This window comes from Pantoea sp. KPR_PJ (assembly GCF_041386365.1).
GTDB lineage: Bacteria > Pseudomonadota > Gammaproteobacteria > Enterobacterales > Enterobacteriaceae > Pantoea.
This window is the reverse complement of sequence record NZ_JABMIK010000001.1, coordinates 346,823-366,046: the sequence shown is the minus strand read 5'-3', so window position 1 is coordinate 366,046 and position 19,224 is coordinate 346,823. Positions and strand designations below refer to the sequence as shown.

Sequence of the window (19,224 nt, the reverse complement as noted above, 5' to 3'; positions counted from 1 at the left end):
TGTTATACTTGCCTGCATTTACAGCCCCACGTGGAACCTCTCTATGGATTATCAGCTCGATCTCAACTGGCCCGACTTTATTCAGCGCTACTGGCAGAAACGCCCGGTACTGCTCAAACGCGGCTTCAAAAACTTTGTCGACCCTATTTCTCCTGACGAGCTGGCCGGACTGGCGATGGAAAACGAGGTGGACAGCCGCCTGGTGAGCCATAACAACGGCAAATGGCAGGTGAGCCACGGCCCGTTCGAAAGTTACGATCACCTTGGTGAAAACGACTGGTCGCTGCTGGTACAGGCGGTAAACCACTGGCACGAGCCCTCAGCGGCGCTGATGCGTCCGTTCCGCTTTTTGCCAGACTGGCGCATTGACGATCTGATGATCTCCTTTGCCGTACCGGGCGGCGGCGTTGGCCCGCATTTCGATCAGTATGACGTCTTTATTATTCAGGGCACCGGCCGCCGCCGCTGGCGCGTCGGGGAAAAAGTGCCGATGAAGCAGCACTGCCCACATCCCGACCTGTTACAGGTAGAACCGTTTGATGCCATCATTGATGAAGAGATGGAGCCAGGCGATATTCTCTATATTCCACCGGGTTTCCCGCACGAGGGCTATTCGCTGGAGAATGCTATCAACTACTCGGTCGGCTTCCGCGCGCCGAGTGGCCGCGAGCTGATCAGCGGGTTTGCCGACTATGTGCTGGCACGCGAGCTGGGCAGCTATCGCTACAGCGATCCTGATGTCCCTGCGCGCGACTGCCCGTCGCAGATCCTGCCTGAGGAGATCGAAGGTATTCGTAAAGTGATGCAGGATGTCATCGATCAGCCCGAGCATTTCGCTAACTGGTTTGGCGAATTTATCTCGCAGTCGCGTCACGAACTGGACGTTTCACCGCCGGAACCGCCCTATCAGCCCGATGAAATTTACGATGCGCTGCAACAGGGCGACACGCTGTCACGCCTGGGCGGCCTGCGGGTATTGACCATTGGCGACGCGGTGTACGTTAACGGTGAGCGCGTTGAATGTTCACAGCCAGAAGTCCTGACGGCGCTGGCGCATCGCCACACGCTAAGCCTGGACGATTTTGGTGAAGCGCTGGACGATCCGTCGCTGCTGGCACAGCTTGCTGCGCTGGTGAACGCCGGATACTGGTACTTCAGCGACGCTGAATAGCGGCATCAGACTACGCAGGCGTTAAACGCGGATGGCGCGGCGTACAGCATTCCGCGCCATCCTGCCTCTCTGCGCGAAGCGCCTCCTGACGGAGGCGCTTTTTTTATCCCTTTTTCTCAGCGGCCAGCTCGGCCAGCCGGACAATCACCTCCACCGACTGCGCCATGATATTGAGCGAGGCAAACTCGTGCTTACCGTGGTAGTTATAGCCGCCAGTAAAAATATTCGGGCACGGCAGGCCCTTCCAGGAGAGTGCGGAACCGTCAGTGCCGCCGCGGATCGGTTTCACTTTTGGCTCAATACCGCAGTCGCGCATCGCCTGAAGCGCCAGCTCGATAATGTGCGGGTGCGGCTCTACCTTTTCGCGCATGTTGCGGTAGCTGTTGCTGATCTCCACCGTCACCGAGCAGTCTTTGTGCAGGCGGCTGTTGATACGCTCGGCAATCGCCAGCAGCGTCTGCTTGCGCTGCTCGAACGCGTCGGTATCGAAGTCGCGAATAATGTACTGCAACTCCGCGTGCTCGACCGTGCCTTTCATCTGGTGCAGATGGTAAAAACCTTCGTAGCCGTCGGTAAACTGCGGCCGCTCCTGTGCAGGCACGTCGGCATGAAACGCGGTGGCTAAGTCGAGTGCATTGACCATGACGCCTTTGGCCGAGCCGGGATGAACGTTGTTTCCCACAATTTTGACCACCGCAGAGGCGGCGTTAAAATTCTCATATTCGAACTCGCCCAGATCGCTGCCGTCAACGGTGTAGGCCCAGTCGGCAGCAAAGCCTTCGACGTCAAAATGGGAGGTACCGCGTCCAATCTCTTCATCCGGCGTAAAGGCGACGCGGATCGCGCCGTGCGGAATATCGCCTTTGCTGAGGCGCGCCATGGCGGTCATGATTTCAGCAATGCCTGCCTTATCGTCAGCGCCGAGCAGCGTTTTGCCGTCGGTGGTGATCAAGGTGTGGCCGATCAGCTTATGCAGAACCGGGAACATCACGGGCGACAGCACCTCCTCTCCCGTTCCGAGAGCAATATCGCCGCCGCGATAGTTTTCAATGATCTGCGGGCTAACGTTTTTCGCCGTAAAATCGGGGGAGGTATCCATGTGGGAGATAAAGCCGATCACTGGCGTTGGCCAGTCAACGTTGGCGGGTAGCGTTCCCATCACGCAGCAGTGATCGCTCAGCGAGACGTCAATAAAACCCAGCGCAATCAACTCTTCCTGTAACTGACGCGCCAGCGTCCACTGCCCTTCGCTGCTTGGCACCTGGCGCGCCTGCGGTTTTGCCTGCGTTTCCACTGCCACGTAACTTAAAAACCGTTCAAGTAACTGTTCCATATGCCATCCTTCAAAAGAAGCCGTCTGTTATTATCAACAGCCCTGCCCAACGCATGTTGCGTCATATCATTATCTGACAGGTTAACCTGCGCGGCGCGTTTACAGAAGTCGTGAAGGCGAAAAACAAGGTGCCGCATCAACAGGATGGTATGCCGCAGGTGATAACATCGCGCATGGCGCGCATGAACGGCTCTTTTCACCGCCAAAAAATGGCATTGCCCTGATTTTCAGGTATCATCGCGCCCTCTCGCTGGCAGGCCGACGCGAACGGCTATGCTGTATTGGGTTCGACCTCATTACCGACTGAGTGACTAAAATGACGCAAACACGCGCGCAGCAGGCGCTGGTTACGCTTTCTGGCATCAGTAAAGCTTTCGACGGCAAGTCGATCATCAGTAACTTTAACCTGGCCATCGACCACGGGGAGTTCATTACCCTGCTCGGTCCATCAGGCTGTGGCAAAACAACGATTCTGCGGCTGATTGCCGGACTGGAAGAAGCCGACAGCGGCAGTGTCATGCTGGATGAGGTGGATATCACCCATACGCCCGCCGAACACCGCCACGTCAACACGGTTTTCCAGAGCTATGCCCTCTTTCCGCACATGTCGGTGTTTGAAAACGTCGCCTTTGGCCTGCGCATGCAGAAAACGCCTGATGCAGAGATCGCCGCACGCGTCAGCGAGGCGCTGGCGATGGTGCAGCTGGAACACTTTGCCGACCGTCGCCCGCACCAGCTCTCTGGCGGCCAGCAGCAGCGCGTGGCCATTGCGCGCGCAGTGGTGAATCGCCCCAGGGTCCTGCTGCTTGATGAATCTCTCTCTGCGCTCGACTACAAACTGCGCAAGCAGATGCAAAACGAGCTTAAGGCGCTCCAGCGCAAGCTCGGCATCACCTTTGTCTTTGTGACCCACGATCAGGAAGAGGCGCTGACGATGTCAGACCGCATCGTGGTGATGCGCGACGGTAAGATTGAGCAGGACGGCACGCCGCGCGAAATCTACGAAGAGCCCAAAAACCTGTTTGTGGCGCGCTTTATTGGTGAGATCAATGTCTTTGACGCTGACGTGCTCGACATCCGCGATGCGCCGCGCCTGCGCGCGCGCGTTGAAGGCCGCGAGTGCGACATCCACTGCGCATTTCCGGTCAGCGTTGGCGATCGGCTGCATGTGCTGCTGCGTCCGGAAGATCTGCGCGTCGAAGAAGTGCACAGCGAACAGGCGGTAGCGGGATTAATCGGCTACGTGCGCGAGCGCAACTATAAAGGAATGACGCTGGAGTCCACCGTGGAGCTGGAAAATGGCAAGCTGGTGACGGTGAGCGAATTCTTTAATGAAGACGATCCCGATTTTGATCACTCCCTGAACCAGAAAATGGTGGTGAACTGGGTACCCCGCTGGGAGGTGGTGCTGCCGTATGAAACTGATGCGTAACCGTTTCCAGAATGGCGTGACGGCACTGATTGTCGGCTGGCTGGTCCTGTTTGTCCTGCTGCCGAATCTGATGATCTTCATCACCAGCTTCCTGACGCGCGACGATGCGCACGTTGTTCGCATGGCCTTCACCCTCAGCAACTATACGCGGCTGCTCGATCCGCTCTACGGCGAGGTGCTGCTGCACTCGCTGAATATGGCAGCGATCGCCACGCTCTGCTGCTTGCTGCTGGGCTATCCCTTCGCCTGGTGCCTGACGAAGCTTCCTGAACGCCTGCGTCCACTGATGCTGTTTCTGCTGATTGTGCCCTTCTGGACTAACTCGCTGATTCGTATTTACGGGCTAAAAATTTTCCTCAGCACGCGCGGCTGGCTGAATGAGTTTCTGCTGTGGCTGGGCGTTATCGAGACCCCGTTCCGCATTATGTATACGCCACAGGCGGTGATCCTGGGTCTCATCTACATTTTGCTGCCCTTTATGGTGCTGCCGCTCTACTCCAGCCTCGAAAAGCTGGACCGCGCCTGCCTTGAAGCGGCACGCGATCTCGGTGCCAGCAAGGTCCAGACCTTTTTCCGCATTATTCTGCCGCTTACCCTGCCTGGCATCGTGGCGGGCTGCCTGCTGGTGTTTATCCCGGCAATGGGCCTGTTTTACGTGGCTGACCTGATGGGGGGAGCGAAAAACCTCCTGATTGGCAACATCATCAAAAGCCAGTTCCTCAATATTCGCGACTGGCCATTTGGCGCGGCCACCAGCATCGTCATGACGCTGCTGATGGGCCTGATGCTGCTGTTTTACTGGCGTGCCGCGCGCCTGCTGAACAAAAAGGTGGAGCTGGAATGATCGCACGCCTGCTACGCGGCAGCTTTATGACCGCGATCTACGCCTGGTTTTATATTCCCGTCATCATCCTGGTCGTTAACTCGTTTAACGCGTCGCGCTTTGGCATTCACTGGCAGGGCTTCAGCACCCAGTGGTATCGCCTGCTGATAAATAACGACAGCCTGATTCAGGCGGCACAGCACTCGCTGATCATGGGCGTGCTCTCAGCCAGCAGTGCGACGCTGATCGGCTCACTGACTGCGGTCGCACTCTACCGCTACCGCTTTCGCGGTAAGCCCTTTGTCAGCGGGATGCTGTTCGTGGTGATGATGTCTCCCGATATTGTGATGGCGATTTCGCTGCTGGTGCTGTTTATGCTGCTGGGTATTTCGCTCGGCTTCTGGTCACTGCTTTTTTCACACATTACCTTCTGCCTGCCGTTTGTGGTGATCACCGTCTACTCGCGGCTGAAAGGTTTTGACGTGCGCATGCTGGAGGCAGCAAAAGATCTGGGCGCGAGCGAAACCACGATTTTGCGCAAGATTATTCTGCCGCTGGCAATGCCGGCCGTTGTCGCTGGCTGGCTACTGAGCTTTACGCTGTCGATGGATGACGTCGTGGTCTCCTCGTTTGTGACCGGGCCGAGCTTTGAAATTCTGCCGCTGAAGATCTATTCGATGGTGAAGGTCGGCGTCTCGCCGGAGGTCAATGCGCTGGCAACCATTTTGCTGTTGCTGTCGCTGCTGCTGGTTGGCATCAGCCAGTTGCTGCTCCGTGATAAAACCCAATAGAGGATGAATAATGAAAAGATGGTCTCACTGGCTGGCGGCAGGGGCGCTGGCACTGGGCATGCAGGGCGCACAGGCTGACGACAGCAACACGCTCTACTTCTACAACTGGACCGAATATGTGCCACCGGGACTGCTGGAGCAGTTTACCAAGGAGACCGGCATCAAGGTGATCTACTCCACCTATGAGTCCAACGAAAGTATGTACGCCAAGCTGAAAACCTGGAAAGATGGCGCCTACGACTTGGTCGTGCCCTCCACCTACTTCGTGGCGAAGATGCGCAATGAAGGCATGCTGCAAAAGATCGATAAGGCACAGCTCAGCAACTTCAGCAATCTTGACCCCAACCTGCTGAATAAGCCGTTCGATCCTGATAACGACTATTCCGTCCCCTATATCTGGGGCGCGACGGCGATCGGCGTCAATACTGACGCGGTTGACGCGAAGTCGGTGCAGAGCTGGGCCGATCTCTGGAAGCCAGAATATAAGCAGAGCCTGCTGCTGACCGACGACGCGCGCGAGGTGTTCCAGATGGCACTGCGCAAACTGGGTCTCTCCGGCAATACCCGCGACCCCAAAGAGATCAACGCCGCCTATGAAGAGCTGAAGAAACTGATGCCAAACGTGCTGGCCTTTAACTCAGATAACCCTGGCAATCCCTATATGGAGGGCGAGGTCAATCTCGGCATGATCTGGAACGGTTCTGCTTACGTGGCGCGTCAGGCGGGCACGCCGCTGGAGGTGGTCTGGCCGAAAGAGGGCGGCATTTTCTGGATGGATAACCTGGCCATCCCGGCTAACGCGAAAAACAAGGCAGGCGCGCTGAAGCTGATTAACTTCCTGCTGCGTCCAGACGTCGCGGCCAAAGTGGCAGAAACCATCGGCTACCCGACGCCGAACCTCGCGGCGAAGGCGCTACTGCCGAAAGCGGTGGCGAGCGATCCGTCGCTCTACCCTTCAGCCGAGGTAATCAAACATGGCGAGTGGCAGAACGATGTCGGCGACGCCAGCGTGCAGTATGAGACGCTGTTCCAGAAGTTAAAGGCGGGTCGGTAACAAACTGGCGGCGTTGCCGCCTTTTTATTAAACAGATGCCAACGCGGGGAGCAGGGTCCGATCGCCAGATCGCTCAAAACATTCCTGCGCGCACGGCCCACGGCTTCCTTGTCGCGGGCCGCTTTGCTCTTCAGACCGTGCTACCCATTTGCGAACGTTTGTGCAGCCTGGCTAAAACGGAGTTACTTATACAAACTCCGCAAAAAACCATCGACAAACTGCGGCACTTCCTGGCTCGCCAGCCCATAGTGGCGTTCGGCAAACTCGTTCCCTACCTGACTCGGCTCCAGATTGAGCTCAACGGTGTGCGCGCCCTGTAGTCTGGCTTCATGAACAAACCCCGCGGCCGGATAGACATGCCCGGAGGTACCAATCGCGATAAAGAGATCGGCCTTTTCCAGCGCGTGATAAATCTCCTCCATGCCGATGGGCATCTCCCCAAACCACACCACATGCGGTCGCAGCGGCGCAGGAAACTGACAGCACGTGCAGCGATCGTCAGTGGTGAGATCGTCGCTCCACTCAATGACCTGACCGCTGCTGGTGCAGCGCACCTTCAGCAATTCACCATGCATATGCAGCACGCGGCTGTTGCCGGCGCGCTCGTGCAGGTTATCAATGTTCTGCGTGACCAGCAGAAAATTGTCGCCCAGCACCTGTTCCAGCTCGGCCAGCGCCTTGTGGGCGGCGTTAGGCTGAATCGCAGCGGACTGTAACGTCCGACGGCGCTGATTATAGAAGCGCTGCACCAGTTCGGGATCGCGGCGGTATCCCTCCGGCGTCGCCACATCTTCGACGCGGTGCTCTTCCCACAGACCATCAGCGGCGCGGAACGTCTGAATACCCGATTCTGCCGAAATGCCTGCGCCAGTCAGCACCACCACAAATGGCTGCGGATGGGCCGTTAACTCGGCCTGACGATCGCGCTCGAAAATGCGCTGCCGAAAACGCTGGTGCACCTTGCGGCGGGTTTTCTTGTAACGGGCGAGTCGCAAGCGTCGACGCGGTGTGCGCATAAAAACTCCTTGTGGGCAACGTCGGGTTGCCGCTAAAAAACGCAGGTATAGCGGCCGCGTGTGACAGCACGACGCCGCGTTTTACTGGCCGCTGAGCACGCGGGCCGGATCGATACGGCTGGCACGACGTGCCGGATACCAGCTCGCCAGCAGGCTCAACACAATGGCCGTCAGCAGTACGGAAAAAACGTCCAGCCAGTGCAGCTCAGATGGCAAAAAGTCGATAAAGTAAATATCGCCCGCCAGTAAATGATGGCCGGTCAGCGATTCCAGCCCACGCACCAGCGAGGTCAGGTTAAGCGCCACCAGCACGCCGATGACCACGCCGCTGATGCTGCCAAGCAGCCCAGCCAGCAGGCCGTACCAGATAAAAATGGCGCGAATAAGCCCATCTTTCGCTCCCAGCGTGCGTAGCACTGCAATATCGCTGCTTTTGTCTTTCACCGCCATCACCAGCGTTGAGACGATATTGAAACAGGCTACGCCAATGACCAGCACCATCGCCAGATACATAATGGCGCGGATCATCTGAATATCACGATACATATAGCCAAAAGTGCCAATCCAGCTACGGATATAGACGTAGCCGTGGGTCGCTTCGCCTGCGTCGCGAACCAGCTTTACCGCCTGGAAAGGATCGTTCATCTTCAGCGCGATACCCGTGACACTGTCACCCATGTCGAGATAGTTTTGCGCGTCAGCCAGCGGCACCAGCGCCAGACTGTGGTCCAGCATTCCGCTCAGCTGCAGGATGCCGCTGACCTGAAGGCGAACGCGCCTGGGCTGTAGCAGCTTTGTACCGCCATCATTATTAGGGATCATGATGGTGATCCAGCTGCCCTGCTTCACATTCAGCGCCCGGGCAATGCCGCCCCCTAAAATAATCTGCTGTTTGCCTGCCGCGAAGGTTGACCAGGCGTTGCCCTCAACAAACTGCGGCAGCGCGCTCAGGCGCGGCTCCTGCGCCGGATCAACGCCTTTTACCTGCAACGCCTGTAGCTTCGCCCCGCTCTCAATCAGGCCAGTAAAGTTGACATAGGGTGCCGCTGCGGCGATACCGGGCACCTGCTCAACCGGCGCAATCAACGACTGCCAGTGCTGAAAGGGCTGATTTACCGCCTCGATCTCACCGTGCGGCACCACCGCCAGAATGCGGTTGTTGAGCTCGCGCTCAAACCCATTCATGGCGCTCAGGCCAATAATTAACACCGCCACGCCCAGCGCAATGCCGAACGTCGAGATGATTGAAATCAGCGACACCATGCCGCCGCCACGGCGACCGCGACTGAAACGCAGCCCTAACAACAGGGATAACGATGAACCCATTACAGCGCTCCTGCTAAGGTCACCTGCTCACTTAACTGACCGTCACGCATCTCCATCTGGCGCGACAGACGCTTCGCCAGATGCAGGTCATGCGTCACCACCAGAAAGGCGGTGCCCTGACGGACATTCAGCTCGCCAAGCAGTTCAAAAATGGCGTCGGCATTGCGCGCGTCGAGGTTACCGGTTGGCTCATCGGCCATCACCAGGCGCGGCCGGTTTACCAGCGCGCGGGCAATAGAGACGCGCTGGCGCTCACCGCCTGACAGTTCAGAAGGACGATGATGGGCACGCTTCTCAAGCCCCACCGCCGCCAGCATCTCCCGCGCGCGCTGCTGCGCCTCTGCCTTGCCGGTTTTGCCAATCAGCAGCGGCATCGCCACATTTTCCAGCGCGTTGAAGTCTGGCAGCAGATGGTGAAACTGGTAGATAAAGCCCAGCTCGCGATTGCGCAGTGCAGCTTTCGCCGATGAGGACATGGCATTCAGCGACTGACTATCAAAGACCACATCGCCGGAGGTCGGTGCATCAAGACCGCCCAGCAGGTGGAGCAGCGTACTCTTGCCGGAGCCGGAGCTGCCGACAATCGCCATCAGCTCACCGGGTTGCAGGCTAAAGGTCACGTTGCGCAGCACATCAGTCTGCACGCTGCCTTCCTGATAGCGTTTGCAGAGTTCGCGGCACTGCAACAAAGGGGTGTTACTCATAACGTAAAGCCTCAGCGGGTTGAACGGCGGCGGCGCGCCAGGAAGGATAGAGCGTCGACAGCAGCGCAACAACCATTGCCGTTACGGCAATGGTCACCACCTGCCAGACGTTAATGTCGACCGGCAGTGCCGCGCCATCAAGGAACAGGCCGATAACCGGCATCAGATTATTGAGCTGGCTGGCGAGCAGCACGCCGAGCAGCGTGCCCAGCAGCGCGCCGATGATCCCGGCGCTGGCTCCCTGCACCATAAACACCGCCATAATCTGACGGCGGGTTAGTCCCTGGGTTTGCAGAATCGCCACCTCGCCCTGCTTTTCCATGATCAACAGGCCAAGTGAGGTAATGATATTGAAGGCGGCAACGGCAACGATCAGGCTGAGCAGCAGCCCCATCATATTTTTCTCCATGCGCACCGCCTGGAAAAGATCGCCTTTGCGCTCGCGCCAGTCTTTCCATACCAGCCCGGCCGGCAGCGGCTGCTGGCTGAGGCTATCCACCGCCAGCGGCTTATCCAGCCAGAGACGCCAGCCGGTCACATTCCCCACCGGGTAACGCATCAGGCGCGAGGCATCCTGCTGGTTGACCAGAATCTGATAGCCATCCACCTCACTGTTAGCAGCGTAGGTGCCCGCTACGGTAAAGAGTCGCTGACTCGGCACGCGGCCCATAGGGGTAAACTGGCTGACCGACGGCACCATCAGACGCAGCTCATCGCCACGCTTTACGCCAAGCTGCGACGCCAGCTGTTCGCCAAGGATGACGTTGTACTGACCAGACTGCAGCACGCTCTGTGGTGTGTTGACTAAAAACGGCGTTAGCGGATCGGGCTGGTCGGGCTGAATACCGAGCATCACGCCTACCGATACGTTGTGCGCGCTCTGCAACACCACATCAGAGGTGGTGAGCGGCTCGACGCGGCTGATGCCCTGAAGCTTCAGGCTGCTGGCGGGCTGCTGCTGTGGATTGATGCTGCCTTTGTCGCTGGTGATCAGCGCCTGCGGCATTAATCCAAGGATGTTGCCCTCCAGCTCGCGCTCAAAGCCGTTCATTACCGATAGCACGGTAACAAGGGCCAGCACGCCAAGCGTGATGCCGATAGTAGAGAGCCAGGAAACGAAGCGACCAAAGCGATCCGATGCTCGCCCGCGCATATAGCGCAGGCCGATAAATAGCGCGACAGGTTGATACATGTATTCCGTCTTGGCAGTTGCCTAAAGTAGACCCGTGATGATAAAGGAGGCGTCCGGTTTATGAAACCACTAACCCTCTGAGTACGCGGCAAAGTATGGCCGATTTTTGTAAAAAGAGGCGACGGCAGCGCTAATCACCCGCTCAGGGCATAGGCTACACTTAGAAGCGGAGTTACCACTGTGATCCTCAGGCGCGGGAGTCAACACCATGTTCAAATATCCCAAAGGCAGTATTGTGAAACACAAATCGGGAGAAATTAAAGGCGAGGTTGTTAACGTTTTTGAACAGGGAGACGCGCCGACCGGTTACTACGTGAAGTGGGACGACGGCAACCACAGCTATCATCTGGAGAGCGATTTAAGCTGGGCGAACATCGATCGCCCGCGTATGCACTATACCCAACCATCCGCCAAATAACCCGGCCACCGCGCAAAGGAAAAACCGTCGCAGCAGGTGATCGCCAGGGCGTTATGTGGAATCATGGCGCCCTGGAAAAAATGGAGAGAATCACAAGATCCCATGTCCGAACAGACCCGCTATGCCCTGCCCGTTAAACCCGGCGATCGTCGCCAGCTCGGCCAGCTGATCGGTGCCGCACACGCGGTAGAGTGCGCCAGCATTACCGAGCGCCACGCTGGTCCGGTGCTGATGATTACGCCCGATATGCAAACCGCGCTGCGCCTGCTGGATGAAATCCGCCAGTTTACCGATCTGCCTGTCAGCCATCTTGCCGACTGGGAAACGCTGCCTTATGACAGCTTCTCACCGCATCAGGATATTATCTCGGCCCGCCTGTCGACGCTCTACCAGCTGCCGACCATGACGCGCGGCATGCTGATTATGCCGGTCAATACTCTGATGCAGCGCGTCTGTCCACACCCGTACCTGCACGGTCACGCGCTGGTGATGCAGCAGGGACAGAAACTGTCGCGAGACCGCCTGCGCGATCAGCTGGAGCAGGCGGGCTACCGCCACGTTGACCAGGTGATGGAGCACGGCGAATACGCCACGCGTGGCGCGCTGCTCGACCTTTTTCCAATGGGCAGTGAGCAGCCCTACCGCATCGACTTCTTTGACGATGAAATCGACAGCCTGAGGCTGTTTGACGTCGACAGCCAGCGCACGCTGGAAGCCGTACCAGCCATTAACCTGCTGCCGGCCCATGAATTCCCAACGGACAAAGCGGCAATTGAGCTGTTTCGTACCCGCTGGCGCGAGCTGTTCGATGTGCGCCGCGAGCCGGAACACATCTATCAGCAGGTCAGCAAAGGCACCCTGCCCGCCGGGATTGAGTACTGGCAGCCGCTCTTTTTTGAACAGGATCTGCCCACGCTCTTCAGCTATCTGCCAGACAATACGCTGGTGGTGAACTGCGGCGATCTGAGCGGCAGCGCAGAACGTTTCTGGCAGGATGTGGAAGCACGCTACGAAAACCGCCGTGTTGACCCAATGCGTCCCCTGCTGACACCTGCCACGCTCTGGCTACGTCCGGACGCGCTTTTGCACGAACTGAACCAGTGGCCGCGCGTACAGATGACCAACGAAATGCTGCCGGAAAAGGCGGCGAACACCAATCTTGGCTACCAGCCGCTGCCCGATATTGCCGTGCAGGCGCAGGTTAAAACGCCGCTGGATCCACTGCGCCAGTTTCTCGACAGCTTTAGCGGATCGGTCACCTTCTCGGTTGAGAGTGAAGGTCGCCGTGAAAGCCTGCTGGAGCTGCTGGCGCGTATCAAATTGCGTCCGCAGACGGTACAGCGTTTCGATCAGGCCGGGGAGCGCTTTACGCTAATGACAGGTGCCAGCGAACGCGGCTTCGTTGATACGCTGCGCAATCGCGCACTGATCTGCGAAAGCGATCTGCTGGGAGAGCGTGTCAGCCGTCGCCGCCAGGATACGCGCCGAACCATCAATCCTGATATTTTGATCCGCAACCTGGCCGAATTAACGCCCGGGCAGCCGGTGGTCCATCTGGAGCATGGCGTTGGCCGCTATATCGGCCTGACCACGCTGGAGGCAGGCGGCATCATGGCCGAGTACCTGATGCTCTCCTACGCGAATGACGCCAAACTCTATGTACCGGTCTCTTCACTGCATCTGATCAGTCGCTACGCCGGTGGTGCAGACGAAAACGCGCCGCTTCATAAGCTGGGCAGCGATGCCTGGTCGCGGGCGCGGCAGAAAGCGGCAGAGAAAGTGCGCGACGTCGCCGCTGAGCTGCTGGACATTTATGCTCAGCGCGCCGCCAAAGCAGGTTACGCCTTTAAGTACGATCGTGAACAATATCAGCTGTTCTGCGAGAGCTTCCCGTTTGAAACCACCCCCGATCAGGCTCAGGCAATTAACGCCGTGCTGAGCGATATGTGTCAGCCGCTGGCGATGGATCGTCTGGTGTGCGGCGACGTCGGCTTCGGCAAGACCGAGGTGGCGATGCGTGCGGCGTTCCTTGCTGTTGAGAACCATAAGCAGGTAGCGGTGCTGGTGCCGACGACGCTCCTGGCGCAGCAGCACTATGACAACTTCCGCGATCGCTTTGCTAACTGGCCGGTACGTATTGAGATGCTGTCGCGCTTCCGCAGCGCCAGAGAGCAAACTCAGGTATTGCAGGAGGCGAGTGAAGGCAAAATCGATATCCTGATTGGCACGCACAAGCTGCTGATGAGCGACCTGAAGTGGCACGATCTGGGGCTACTGATTGTTGATGAGGAGCACCGGTTTGGCGTGCGTCACAAAGAGCGTATCAAGGCGATGCGCGCCGACGTCGATATTCTGACGCTGACCGCGACGCCGATCCCCCGCACCCTCAATATGGCCATGAGCGGCATGCGCGATCTCTCGATCATCGCTACGCCGCCCGCGCGCCGTCTGGCGGTAAAAACCTTTGTACGTGAGTATGACAATCTGGTGGTGCGTGAGGCGATTCTGCGTGAGGTGCTGCGCGGTGGCCAGGTGTACTACCTCTACAACGACGTTGAGAACATTGAAAAGGCAGCGCAGCGGCTGGCGGAGCTGGTGCCCGAAGCACGTATTGCTATCGGCCATGGTCAGATGCGTGAGCGCGACCTTGAGCGGGTGATGAATGACTTTCATCATCAGCGTTTTAATGTACTGGTCTGCACCACCATCATTGAAACCGGCATCGATATTCCTACTGCCAACACCATTATCATCGAGCGTGCCGACCACTTCGGTCTGGCACAGCTGCATCAGCTGCGCGGCCGCGTTGGCCGTTCGCATCACCAGGCTTATGCCTGGCTGCTGACGCCGCATCCAAAGGCGATGACCAGTGACGCGCAGAAGCGTCTGGAAGCGATCGCCTCGCTGGAAGATCTTGGCGCGGGCTTTGCGCTGGCGACGCACGATCTTGAGATCCGTGGTGCGGGCGAGCTGCTGGGTGAAGAGCAGAGCGGCCAGATGGAGACGCTGGGCTTCTCACTTTATATGGAGCTGCTGGAAAATGCGGTCGATGCGTTGAAAGCGGGCCGCGAACCGTCGCTGGAAGATCTCACCAGTAACCAGACCGAGGTTGAGCTGCGCATGCCTGCGCTGCTGCCAGAAGCGTTTATTCCTGACGTGAATACTCGCCTGTCGCTCTATAAGCGCATCGCCAGCGCAGAAGCTGAAGAGGAGTTGCAGGAGCTGAAGGTTGAGATGATCGACCGCTTCGGCATGCTGCCGGATGCGGCGCGAAATCTGCTGGATATCGCAGCGTTGCGCCTGGTGGCGCGCAGTTTCGGCATTCGCAAAATTGAAGTCAGTGACAAAGGAGGCTTCTTTGATTTCGCGCCACAAAACAGCGTGGATCCTGCCTGGCTGATTGGCCTGCTACAGAAAGATCCGCAGCAGTGGAAGCTGGATGGGCCGACGCGTCTCCGCTTTACGCGTGATCTGACGGAGCGCAAGCTGCGCATGGAGTGGGTGCAGGGCTTTATGACACAGCTGCGCGAGCATCGCGTCTGACAAAAAGGGAGTAACAGCGTCTCTCGCCTGCCGGGAGACGCTGCTTCTCTTACTCTAATCCCATCGCACGACGCAGCGTAAAAAAGAGATCGGTCTGATCGGTTAGTCCCACCACGTTTGCCGCATAGGGACCGTAGGCCGCGATGCGCAGCTGCGTACCGGTATGCCCCTGTGAATCCGTATCTGAATTGCCATAGCTGATCGTCATTACCGCGTTATCTCGGGTGTTTAATGCCTGAGTCAGGCCAGGGGCGCTGGTGCCATTGGCGATGATCTGGCTGCTGTGCGCATGATCCGCCGTCACCACCACCAGCGTGTTGCCCTCTTCGCGGGCAAACGCCAGTGCCTGCTGAACCGCCTCGTCGAGATCGACCGTTTCACCTGTCTGCCCGCACGGATTGGCTGCGTGATCTTCTTTATCAATAGAGGCTCCTTCAACCTGAAGGAAAAAGCCGTTCTGATGTGTTTTCAGCAGATCGATTGCTTTGGCTGTCATCTGGGCCAGGGTTGGCATCGTTGCCGGGCGCGCGTTGTTGATCTCGCAGGTGACGGCTGGCTGGTCGATATTACCGTGATAGCTCGCCTTTGGCCCTTTCCAGCGCACTGGCATATTGCCATCGGCAAACAGGCCGAGCAGTGGCTTCTGATCGCTGGCCGTGGTTATCGCGTTCAGGGATGGCCCATCGCTGACCAGCTGATATCCGCGCGCCTCAGCCTGTTCGCGCAGGGTTTTGCCCTGATAATCGCCCGCCCTGGCGACTTCATTAAAGGTTTTTGCCCCGCCGCCCAGCACCACGTCGGCGCGGGTTTGCAGAATTTGCTCGCTGATCGATCCTTTACCACCCCGTTCCAGCGCGTTGTCGGGACAGCGTTCGCTGGTTATCTCCGGGCCGTAGCATTTGCGGCTGGTTACGTGCGCCATCAGCGCGGCGGGCGTGGCGTCCTGCAACTCCGCCGTTGAGACGTTACCGGTTGCTTTTCCTGCCGCTTTAGCGATCTCCAGCAACGTCTGCTGATCTTTACCCTTTACATCCACGCTGATAGCGCCGTTATAGCTTTTGGTGCCGGTTGCCCACGCGGTGGCGGACGCGGCAGAATCGGTGACATAGTCGGGCTTATAGGTTTTCTTGTCCAGCGAGTAATGGGTGTACTGACCGGTAAGCGGCAGTGCATCAAGCCCTTTAAAAAAGCCGCCAGCCCCTTCCGCCAGGTTACGCGCGGCGGTAATTTCCGAATCGCCCATGCCATCGCCAATCAACAAAATAACGTTTTTTGCCGTGGTGTTGCGCAAAGACGCTCTTAACGCCTCTGTCTGATCGCCGGTCAGGCGACGTGCGCCGCCGTGCAGGGTAATATCCCCTGTTGCCGCACGCGTGTACGCGGCATCCGCCTGCGTGCGGGTCGGCTCAGCATTAACAGCGAAGCTGACCAGCGAGGCAAGCAGTGAGCCGGTCAAAAAGCGCATTGGTTTCATTCTCTATTTCCTTATGAGTAAACATGCCCGGAAGTATCAGGGTCAAGTCTGTGATGCTCTGGTGACATTTATGTGGCTGCGGGATGTCTTTTTGGTGACAATGCAGCCGAAATGGGCAGGGATAAAACGATTCGAACAGAGCTTAAGCGGATAGAAGAAAAGAGAAAAATAGTGCTTGACCCTTTTAGGGCGACTCCCTATAGTAGCGCCCCGTTGACCCAGCAAGGTCAGCGAACAAAATGTGGTGAGGTGTCCGAGTGGCTGAAGGAGCACGCCTGGAAAGTGTGTATACGGCAACGTATCGGGGGTTCGAATCCCCCCCTCACCGCCATCATTTCAGAGAAGAGCCTGAACGAAAGTTCAGGCTTTTTTCGTTTCTGCATCCCGGTTTGCGCCGAACCGTGCTTTGCCGTCCGCCATGCGGCCACCGCATACGTCCTTCGACGGATCAGCAGTAAGCATGCCGTCTTTTGTGAAATAATTTGTGCCGTTGTAATCGCACCCTGCATCAGTCCGATACCAGCCGCGCATACACCATGTACAGACTGGAGTGATGCGGCGCGAAGGCAGTTGAAGACTCTGAATATCAAACGGCGAACAAAGCTCGCAATCCACCTGAGAGCGGTTCTCTGCTGTCTTTGCATTGACGTAAAACAGTCGCACTTGTTTTTCCGGCGGGTTGGCGTTCGGGTTGCTCCCCGTCCAGTTTGCCGCATGCAGGTACTTCGTCATCGTGGTGCGGATTCTTACTTTCGCTTTCACCAGATCATCGAACTGGAGACAAAGCGCTGTTACATAGTTGCCCACGCTGCCTACGGAAAGCCTTGGCGTTGGCTGAGTTCCACTACTGGACATTTCTATACCGCTCAGCTCATATGGATACGGCTCATACTCGTTTCCCTGCCAGATGATAGAAGGAAGATTATCTTCTGCGAAAGAAGCCCAGCTGTCAGTCGGCAGGTTATAAGCATGAAAGCGCAAGATGATATCAAGGCCAAAAGCAGTGCCGTCAATTTCAATCAACTGCACTACTCCTCCCGGCTCCAGCACCTGAACGTCCTGAGAAAAACTCATATCTCACCCAATAAAAAAGAGCGCATAAGCGCGCCTGTTATCCCGTGACATATCACGGCGCGAAAGCCTGCTCAAATGTGAAGGCGATCTCTACGAAGTTACCATTGATAAAATTTGGTCGGATGGAATCTGCTTTTATCCGGTAAAGCTTCTGTTCACCCCACGGATTTACCCACCAGTATGAAGCAGTAACGTGCGCCTTCAAAAATGACCGAACTACGGCTATTTCATCTTTACTGCCGCTACAGATTACGGACCATGATTTGCGTACGCTGTTAATGCCTGATCCTGCTACTTGCTTGTAGCCGTCGCCGAATTGCGCTTGCGTGGTGAAGACGTCAAGCTCCTCTGTTGCCCCGGTTCGGACACACCAGTCAAACTTTTCAATTCCCAGGATGCCTCCTGATAATAAAAAACCCGCCGAAGCGGGTTAGATGTGACGTTCGAACTGTATATTCGATCTATTGAGGGGACTGAAGAGCCAAAGGCTGTGTCTTTGCGCAGCCTTTATCTGAGTAAATCTGTCTCAACTTCTGAAGTCTGGTTTTTGCTGCGGTACCCTCAACAGTATGTGCATCACTTGTATCTATAAAAAACAGAGGAACCAGTAAGAAAATGCCAGTTACGCCTAAAACTGAGTTTGTGGCAACCTGACCAGAACGTGCACTGTCGCTCTCTTTAACCTTATTATTCATGTTTTCCATTTCTGAAATTACAGACTGACATGACATGATTTCATCGCCTGGCTGCGATATCTGTACAGGCATAGGCGTGGTGTGCAGACAACCGGTTAAAAGAGTACAGGCTACAGCTAATGCAACTAACTTTTTCATTACTTTCCCTTAAGAACATCCAAAAAAACGGCTAAGAATATTCTTATGTAGCTGATAAGAAAATGATTTTTATAAAATATCGCAAGCTGAATTTAAACAAGATGTTATTAACACATAACAATGTTTTAATTAGTTTTTATAGAGTAAGTCACCAGGTTGCGTCTGTTGCTTCGCCCAGTCATTGATTGTCTTTGTCATCATGCCCTGTAGCTGACGCGCTGCGTCGGTGGTATTTGTCGTGCTGGTTTCCCCACTCCCTCCGCCAGCAATGGTTACCGGTGCGCTGACAGAAATATTTGTGCCTCCGCCGCCACTGACAGTGCCCAGAGCTCTGACTCCCAGATAACCATCTGCTGCACGCGTCAGAGGCATAATAGCTTCAGGGCCAGCCTCGCTCATCAGCCCAGCTCCTTTCGCAAAGATAACCTCATCGGGGCTGTCGGCATAGGCATTCACCTGCCGAGTGAAATTGTCAGCATCAGGGCGCTGAGCAAGATAACAGGCGATCAACATCATGAAGCAGTTCATACAGCTGAAGAGCAAGTTTGTTTTCAAAAACCCGCGCACCAGCGAGCCGTGGGCTGGCTCTGATGCTATCCGGCAAAAGTCCTGGCGCATCATCATGCGCGAATCAAAGCTAAGATATCGCCACCCGTATCAGATGCGTCACACTTTCGCCACTATGCACATCAGTTCAGGGGCAAACCTCCTTTGGCCCTGCAAGCAGACGGGACATAAAGGCCCGGATATGTTGTTGAGAAACTACGGCTCCTGTCTTTTGGATTACGACGGCCATCTGTCACGACCGACGATCAAAACCGGAAGCAAATAACGAGGTAATTTGAAGAAAAATGCACGTGTAGTGCATGTGAAAAAGGATTTTTTTATGAAGCCATCAAATATCATAAGGTTAAGAAGATATGTACGCGGGTTCGACAACGGACGCAGCCCGCTGGACAGCGGAGCCTGCGACGCTGCCCGCAGGGCGAGTGCAGCGCATCAATCCCCCTTACCGCCATCATTTCAGAGAAGAGCCTGAA

At 56.6% G+C, this 19,224-nt stretch carries 18 protein-coding genes and 1 tRNA gene; 9 read left to right on the top strand and 10 right to left on the bottom strand.

What is annotated here, in order from left to right; all coding sequences use genetic code 11:
• Positions 1–43 precede the first annotated feature (43 nt).
• The gene (locus HP564_RS01725; protein WP_371239587.1) at positions 44–1,171 is read left to right on the top strand and encodes a JmjC domain-containing protein; all 1,128 of its coding nucleotides are present in this window, start codon (positions 44–46) and stop codon (positions 1,169–1,171) included.
• Positions 1,172–1,274: 103 nt separating this feature from the next.
• Here the strand turns inward: HP564_RS01725 and pepT are convergent, their stop codons facing one another.
• Positions 1,275–2,504 carry a peptidase T gene (pepT, locus tag HP564_RS01720; RefSeq protein ID WP_371239585.1) on the bottom strand — a complete coding sequence of 410 codons (1,230 nt, stop codon included), beginning with the start codon at positions 2,502–2,504 and terminating at the stop codon, positions 1,275–1,277.
• A gap of 316 nt (positions 2,505–2,820) precedes the next feature.
• On the opposite strand from pepT, the gene potA reads away from it, so the two are divergent.
• From potA to potD, 4 genes are read left to right on the top strand one after another with little or no spacing between them, the layout of a single operon-like run.
• Entirely contained in the window at positions 2,821–3,936 is a 1,116-nt protein-coding gene (gene potA / locus HP564_RS01715; RefSeq protein WP_371239584.1) for a spermidine/putrescine ABC transporter ATP-binding protein PotA, read from the top strand.
• A complete protein-coding gene (gene potB, locus HP564_RS01710) occupies positions 3,920–4,780 on the top strand; it encodes a spermidine/putrescine ABC transporter permease PotB (RefSeq protein WP_371239583.1) in 861 nt (286 codons plus the stop codon). Before potA ends, potB begins: the two co-directional genes overlap by 17 nt.
• Positions 4,777–5,550: a spermidine/putrescine ABC transporter permease PotC gene (gene potC / locus HP564_RS01705; protein WP_371239582.1), complete on the top strand. Its 774-nt coding sequence runs from the start codon at positions 4,777–4,779 to the stop codon at positions 5,548–5,550. Before potB ends, potC begins: the two co-directional genes overlap by 4 nt.
• Positions 5,551–5,560: 10 nt before the next feature.
• Positions 5,561–6,604 (top strand): spermidine/putrescine ABC transporter substrate-binding protein PotD, encoded by a 1,044-nt coding sequence (gene potD / locus HP564_RS01700; protein WP_371239580.1) that lies wholly within the window; start codon positions 5,561–5,563, stop codon positions 6,602–6,604.
• Positions 6,605–6,786: 182 nt separating this feature from the next.
• Here the strand turns inward: potD and cobB are convergent, their stop codons facing one another.
• The 4 genes from cobB to lolC all read right to left on the bottom strand — a co-directional run bounded on the left by cobB (position 6,787) and on the right by lolC (position 10,842).
• A complete protein-coding gene (gene cobB / locus HP564_RS01695; protein WP_371239578.1) occupies positions 6,787–7,620 on the bottom strand; it encodes a Sir2 family NAD+-dependent deacetylase in 834 nt (277 codons plus the stop codon).
• 81 nt (positions 7,621–7,701) lie between these two features.
• Positions 7,702–8,946: a lipoprotein-releasing ABC transporter permease subunit LolE gene (gene lolE / locus HP564_RS01690; protein WP_371239576.1), complete on the bottom strand. Its 1,245-nt coding sequence runs from the start codon at positions 8,944–8,946 to the stop codon at positions 7,702–7,704.
• The gene (lolD, locus tag HP564_RS01685; protein ID WP_371239574.1) at positions 8,946–9,650 is read right to left on the bottom strand and encodes a lipoprotein-releasing ABC transporter ATP-binding protein LolD; all 705 of its coding nucleotides are present in this window, start codon (positions 9,648–9,650) and stop codon (positions 8,946–8,948) included. The genes lolE and lolD overlap by 1 nt, the downstream gene beginning before the upstream one ends.
• On the bottom strand, positions 9,643–10,842 hold the full coding sequence (gene lolC, locus HP564_RS01680) for a lipoprotein-releasing ABC transporter permease subunit LolC (protein WP_371239572.1): 1,200 nt from the start codon (positions 10,840–10,842) through the stop codon (positions 9,643–9,645). Before lolC ends, lolD begins: the two co-directional genes overlap by 8 nt.
• Positions 10,843–11,050: 208 nt before the next feature.
• On the opposite strand from lolC, the gene HP564_RS01675 reads away from it, so the two are divergent.
• Both HP564_RS01675 and mfd read left to right on the top strand, forming a co-directional pair.
• On the top strand, positions 11,051–11,260 hold the full coding sequence (locus HP564_RS01675; protein ID WP_371239570.1) for a hypothetical protein: 210 nt from the start codon (positions 11,051–11,053) through the stop codon (positions 11,258–11,260).
• 102 nt (positions 11,261–11,362) lie between these two features.
• A complete protein-coding gene (gene mfd / locus HP564_RS01670) occupies positions 11,363–14,803 on the top strand; it encodes a transcription-repair coupling factor (protein ID WP_371239568.1) in 3,441 nt (1,146 codons plus the stop codon).
• Between the two features lie 49 nt (positions 14,804–14,852).
• Here mfd and phoA read toward each other — a convergent pair whose 3' ends face one another.
• Positions 14,853–16,277, bottom strand: a complete 1,425-nt coding sequence (gene phoA, locus HP564_RS01665) for an alkaline phosphatase (RefSeq protein WP_371239566.1) — start codon at positions 16,275–16,277, stop codon at positions 14,853–14,855.
• 243 nt (positions 16,278–16,520) lie between these two features.
• Between phoA and HP564_RS01660 the strand changes: the two genes are divergently transcribed.
• A tRNA-Ser gene (locus HP564_RS01660) sits at positions 16,521–16,608 on the top strand.
• Between the two features lie 29 nt (positions 16,609–16,637).
• On the opposite strand, the gene HP564_RS01655 is transcribed toward HP564_RS01660, so the two are convergent.
• From HP564_RS01655 to HP564_RS01640, 4 genes are all read right to left on the bottom strand, one after another.
• Positions 16,638–17,351 (bottom strand): phage minor tail protein L, encoded by a 714-nt coding sequence (locus HP564_RS01655; RefSeq protein WP_371239564.1) that lies wholly within the window; start codon positions 17,349–17,351, stop codon positions 16,638–16,640.
• Between the two features lie 52 nt (positions 17,352–17,403).
• Positions 17,404–17,739 carry a phage tail protein gene (locus tag HP564_RS01650; protein ID WP_371240629.1) on the bottom strand — a complete coding sequence of 112 codons (336 nt, stop codon included), beginning with the start codon at positions 17,737–17,739 and terminating at the stop codon, positions 17,404–17,406.
• 73 nt (positions 17,740–17,812) lie between these two features.
• Positions 17,813–18,184, bottom strand: coding sequence for a hypothetical protein (locus HP564_RS01645; RefSeq protein WP_371239562.1), 372 nt, complete (start codon positions 18,182–18,184; stop codon positions 17,813–17,815).
• Positions 18,185–18,313: 129 nt separating this feature from the next.
• Positions 18,314–18,700, bottom strand: coding sequence for a hypothetical protein (locus HP564_RS01640; protein ID WP_371239560.1), 387 nt, complete (start codon positions 18,698–18,700; stop codon positions 18,314–18,316).
• Here HP564_RS01640 and HP564_RS01635 point away from each other — a divergent pair.
• On the top strand, positions 18,699–19,016 hold the full coding sequence (locus tag HP564_RS01635; protein WP_371239558.1) for a hypothetical protein: 318 nt from the start codon (positions 18,699–18,701) through the stop codon (positions 19,014–19,016). The two genes, HP564_RS01640 and HP564_RS01635, sit on opposite strands and share 2 nt — an antisense overlap.
• Positions 19,017–19,224: the final 208 nt, after the last annotated feature.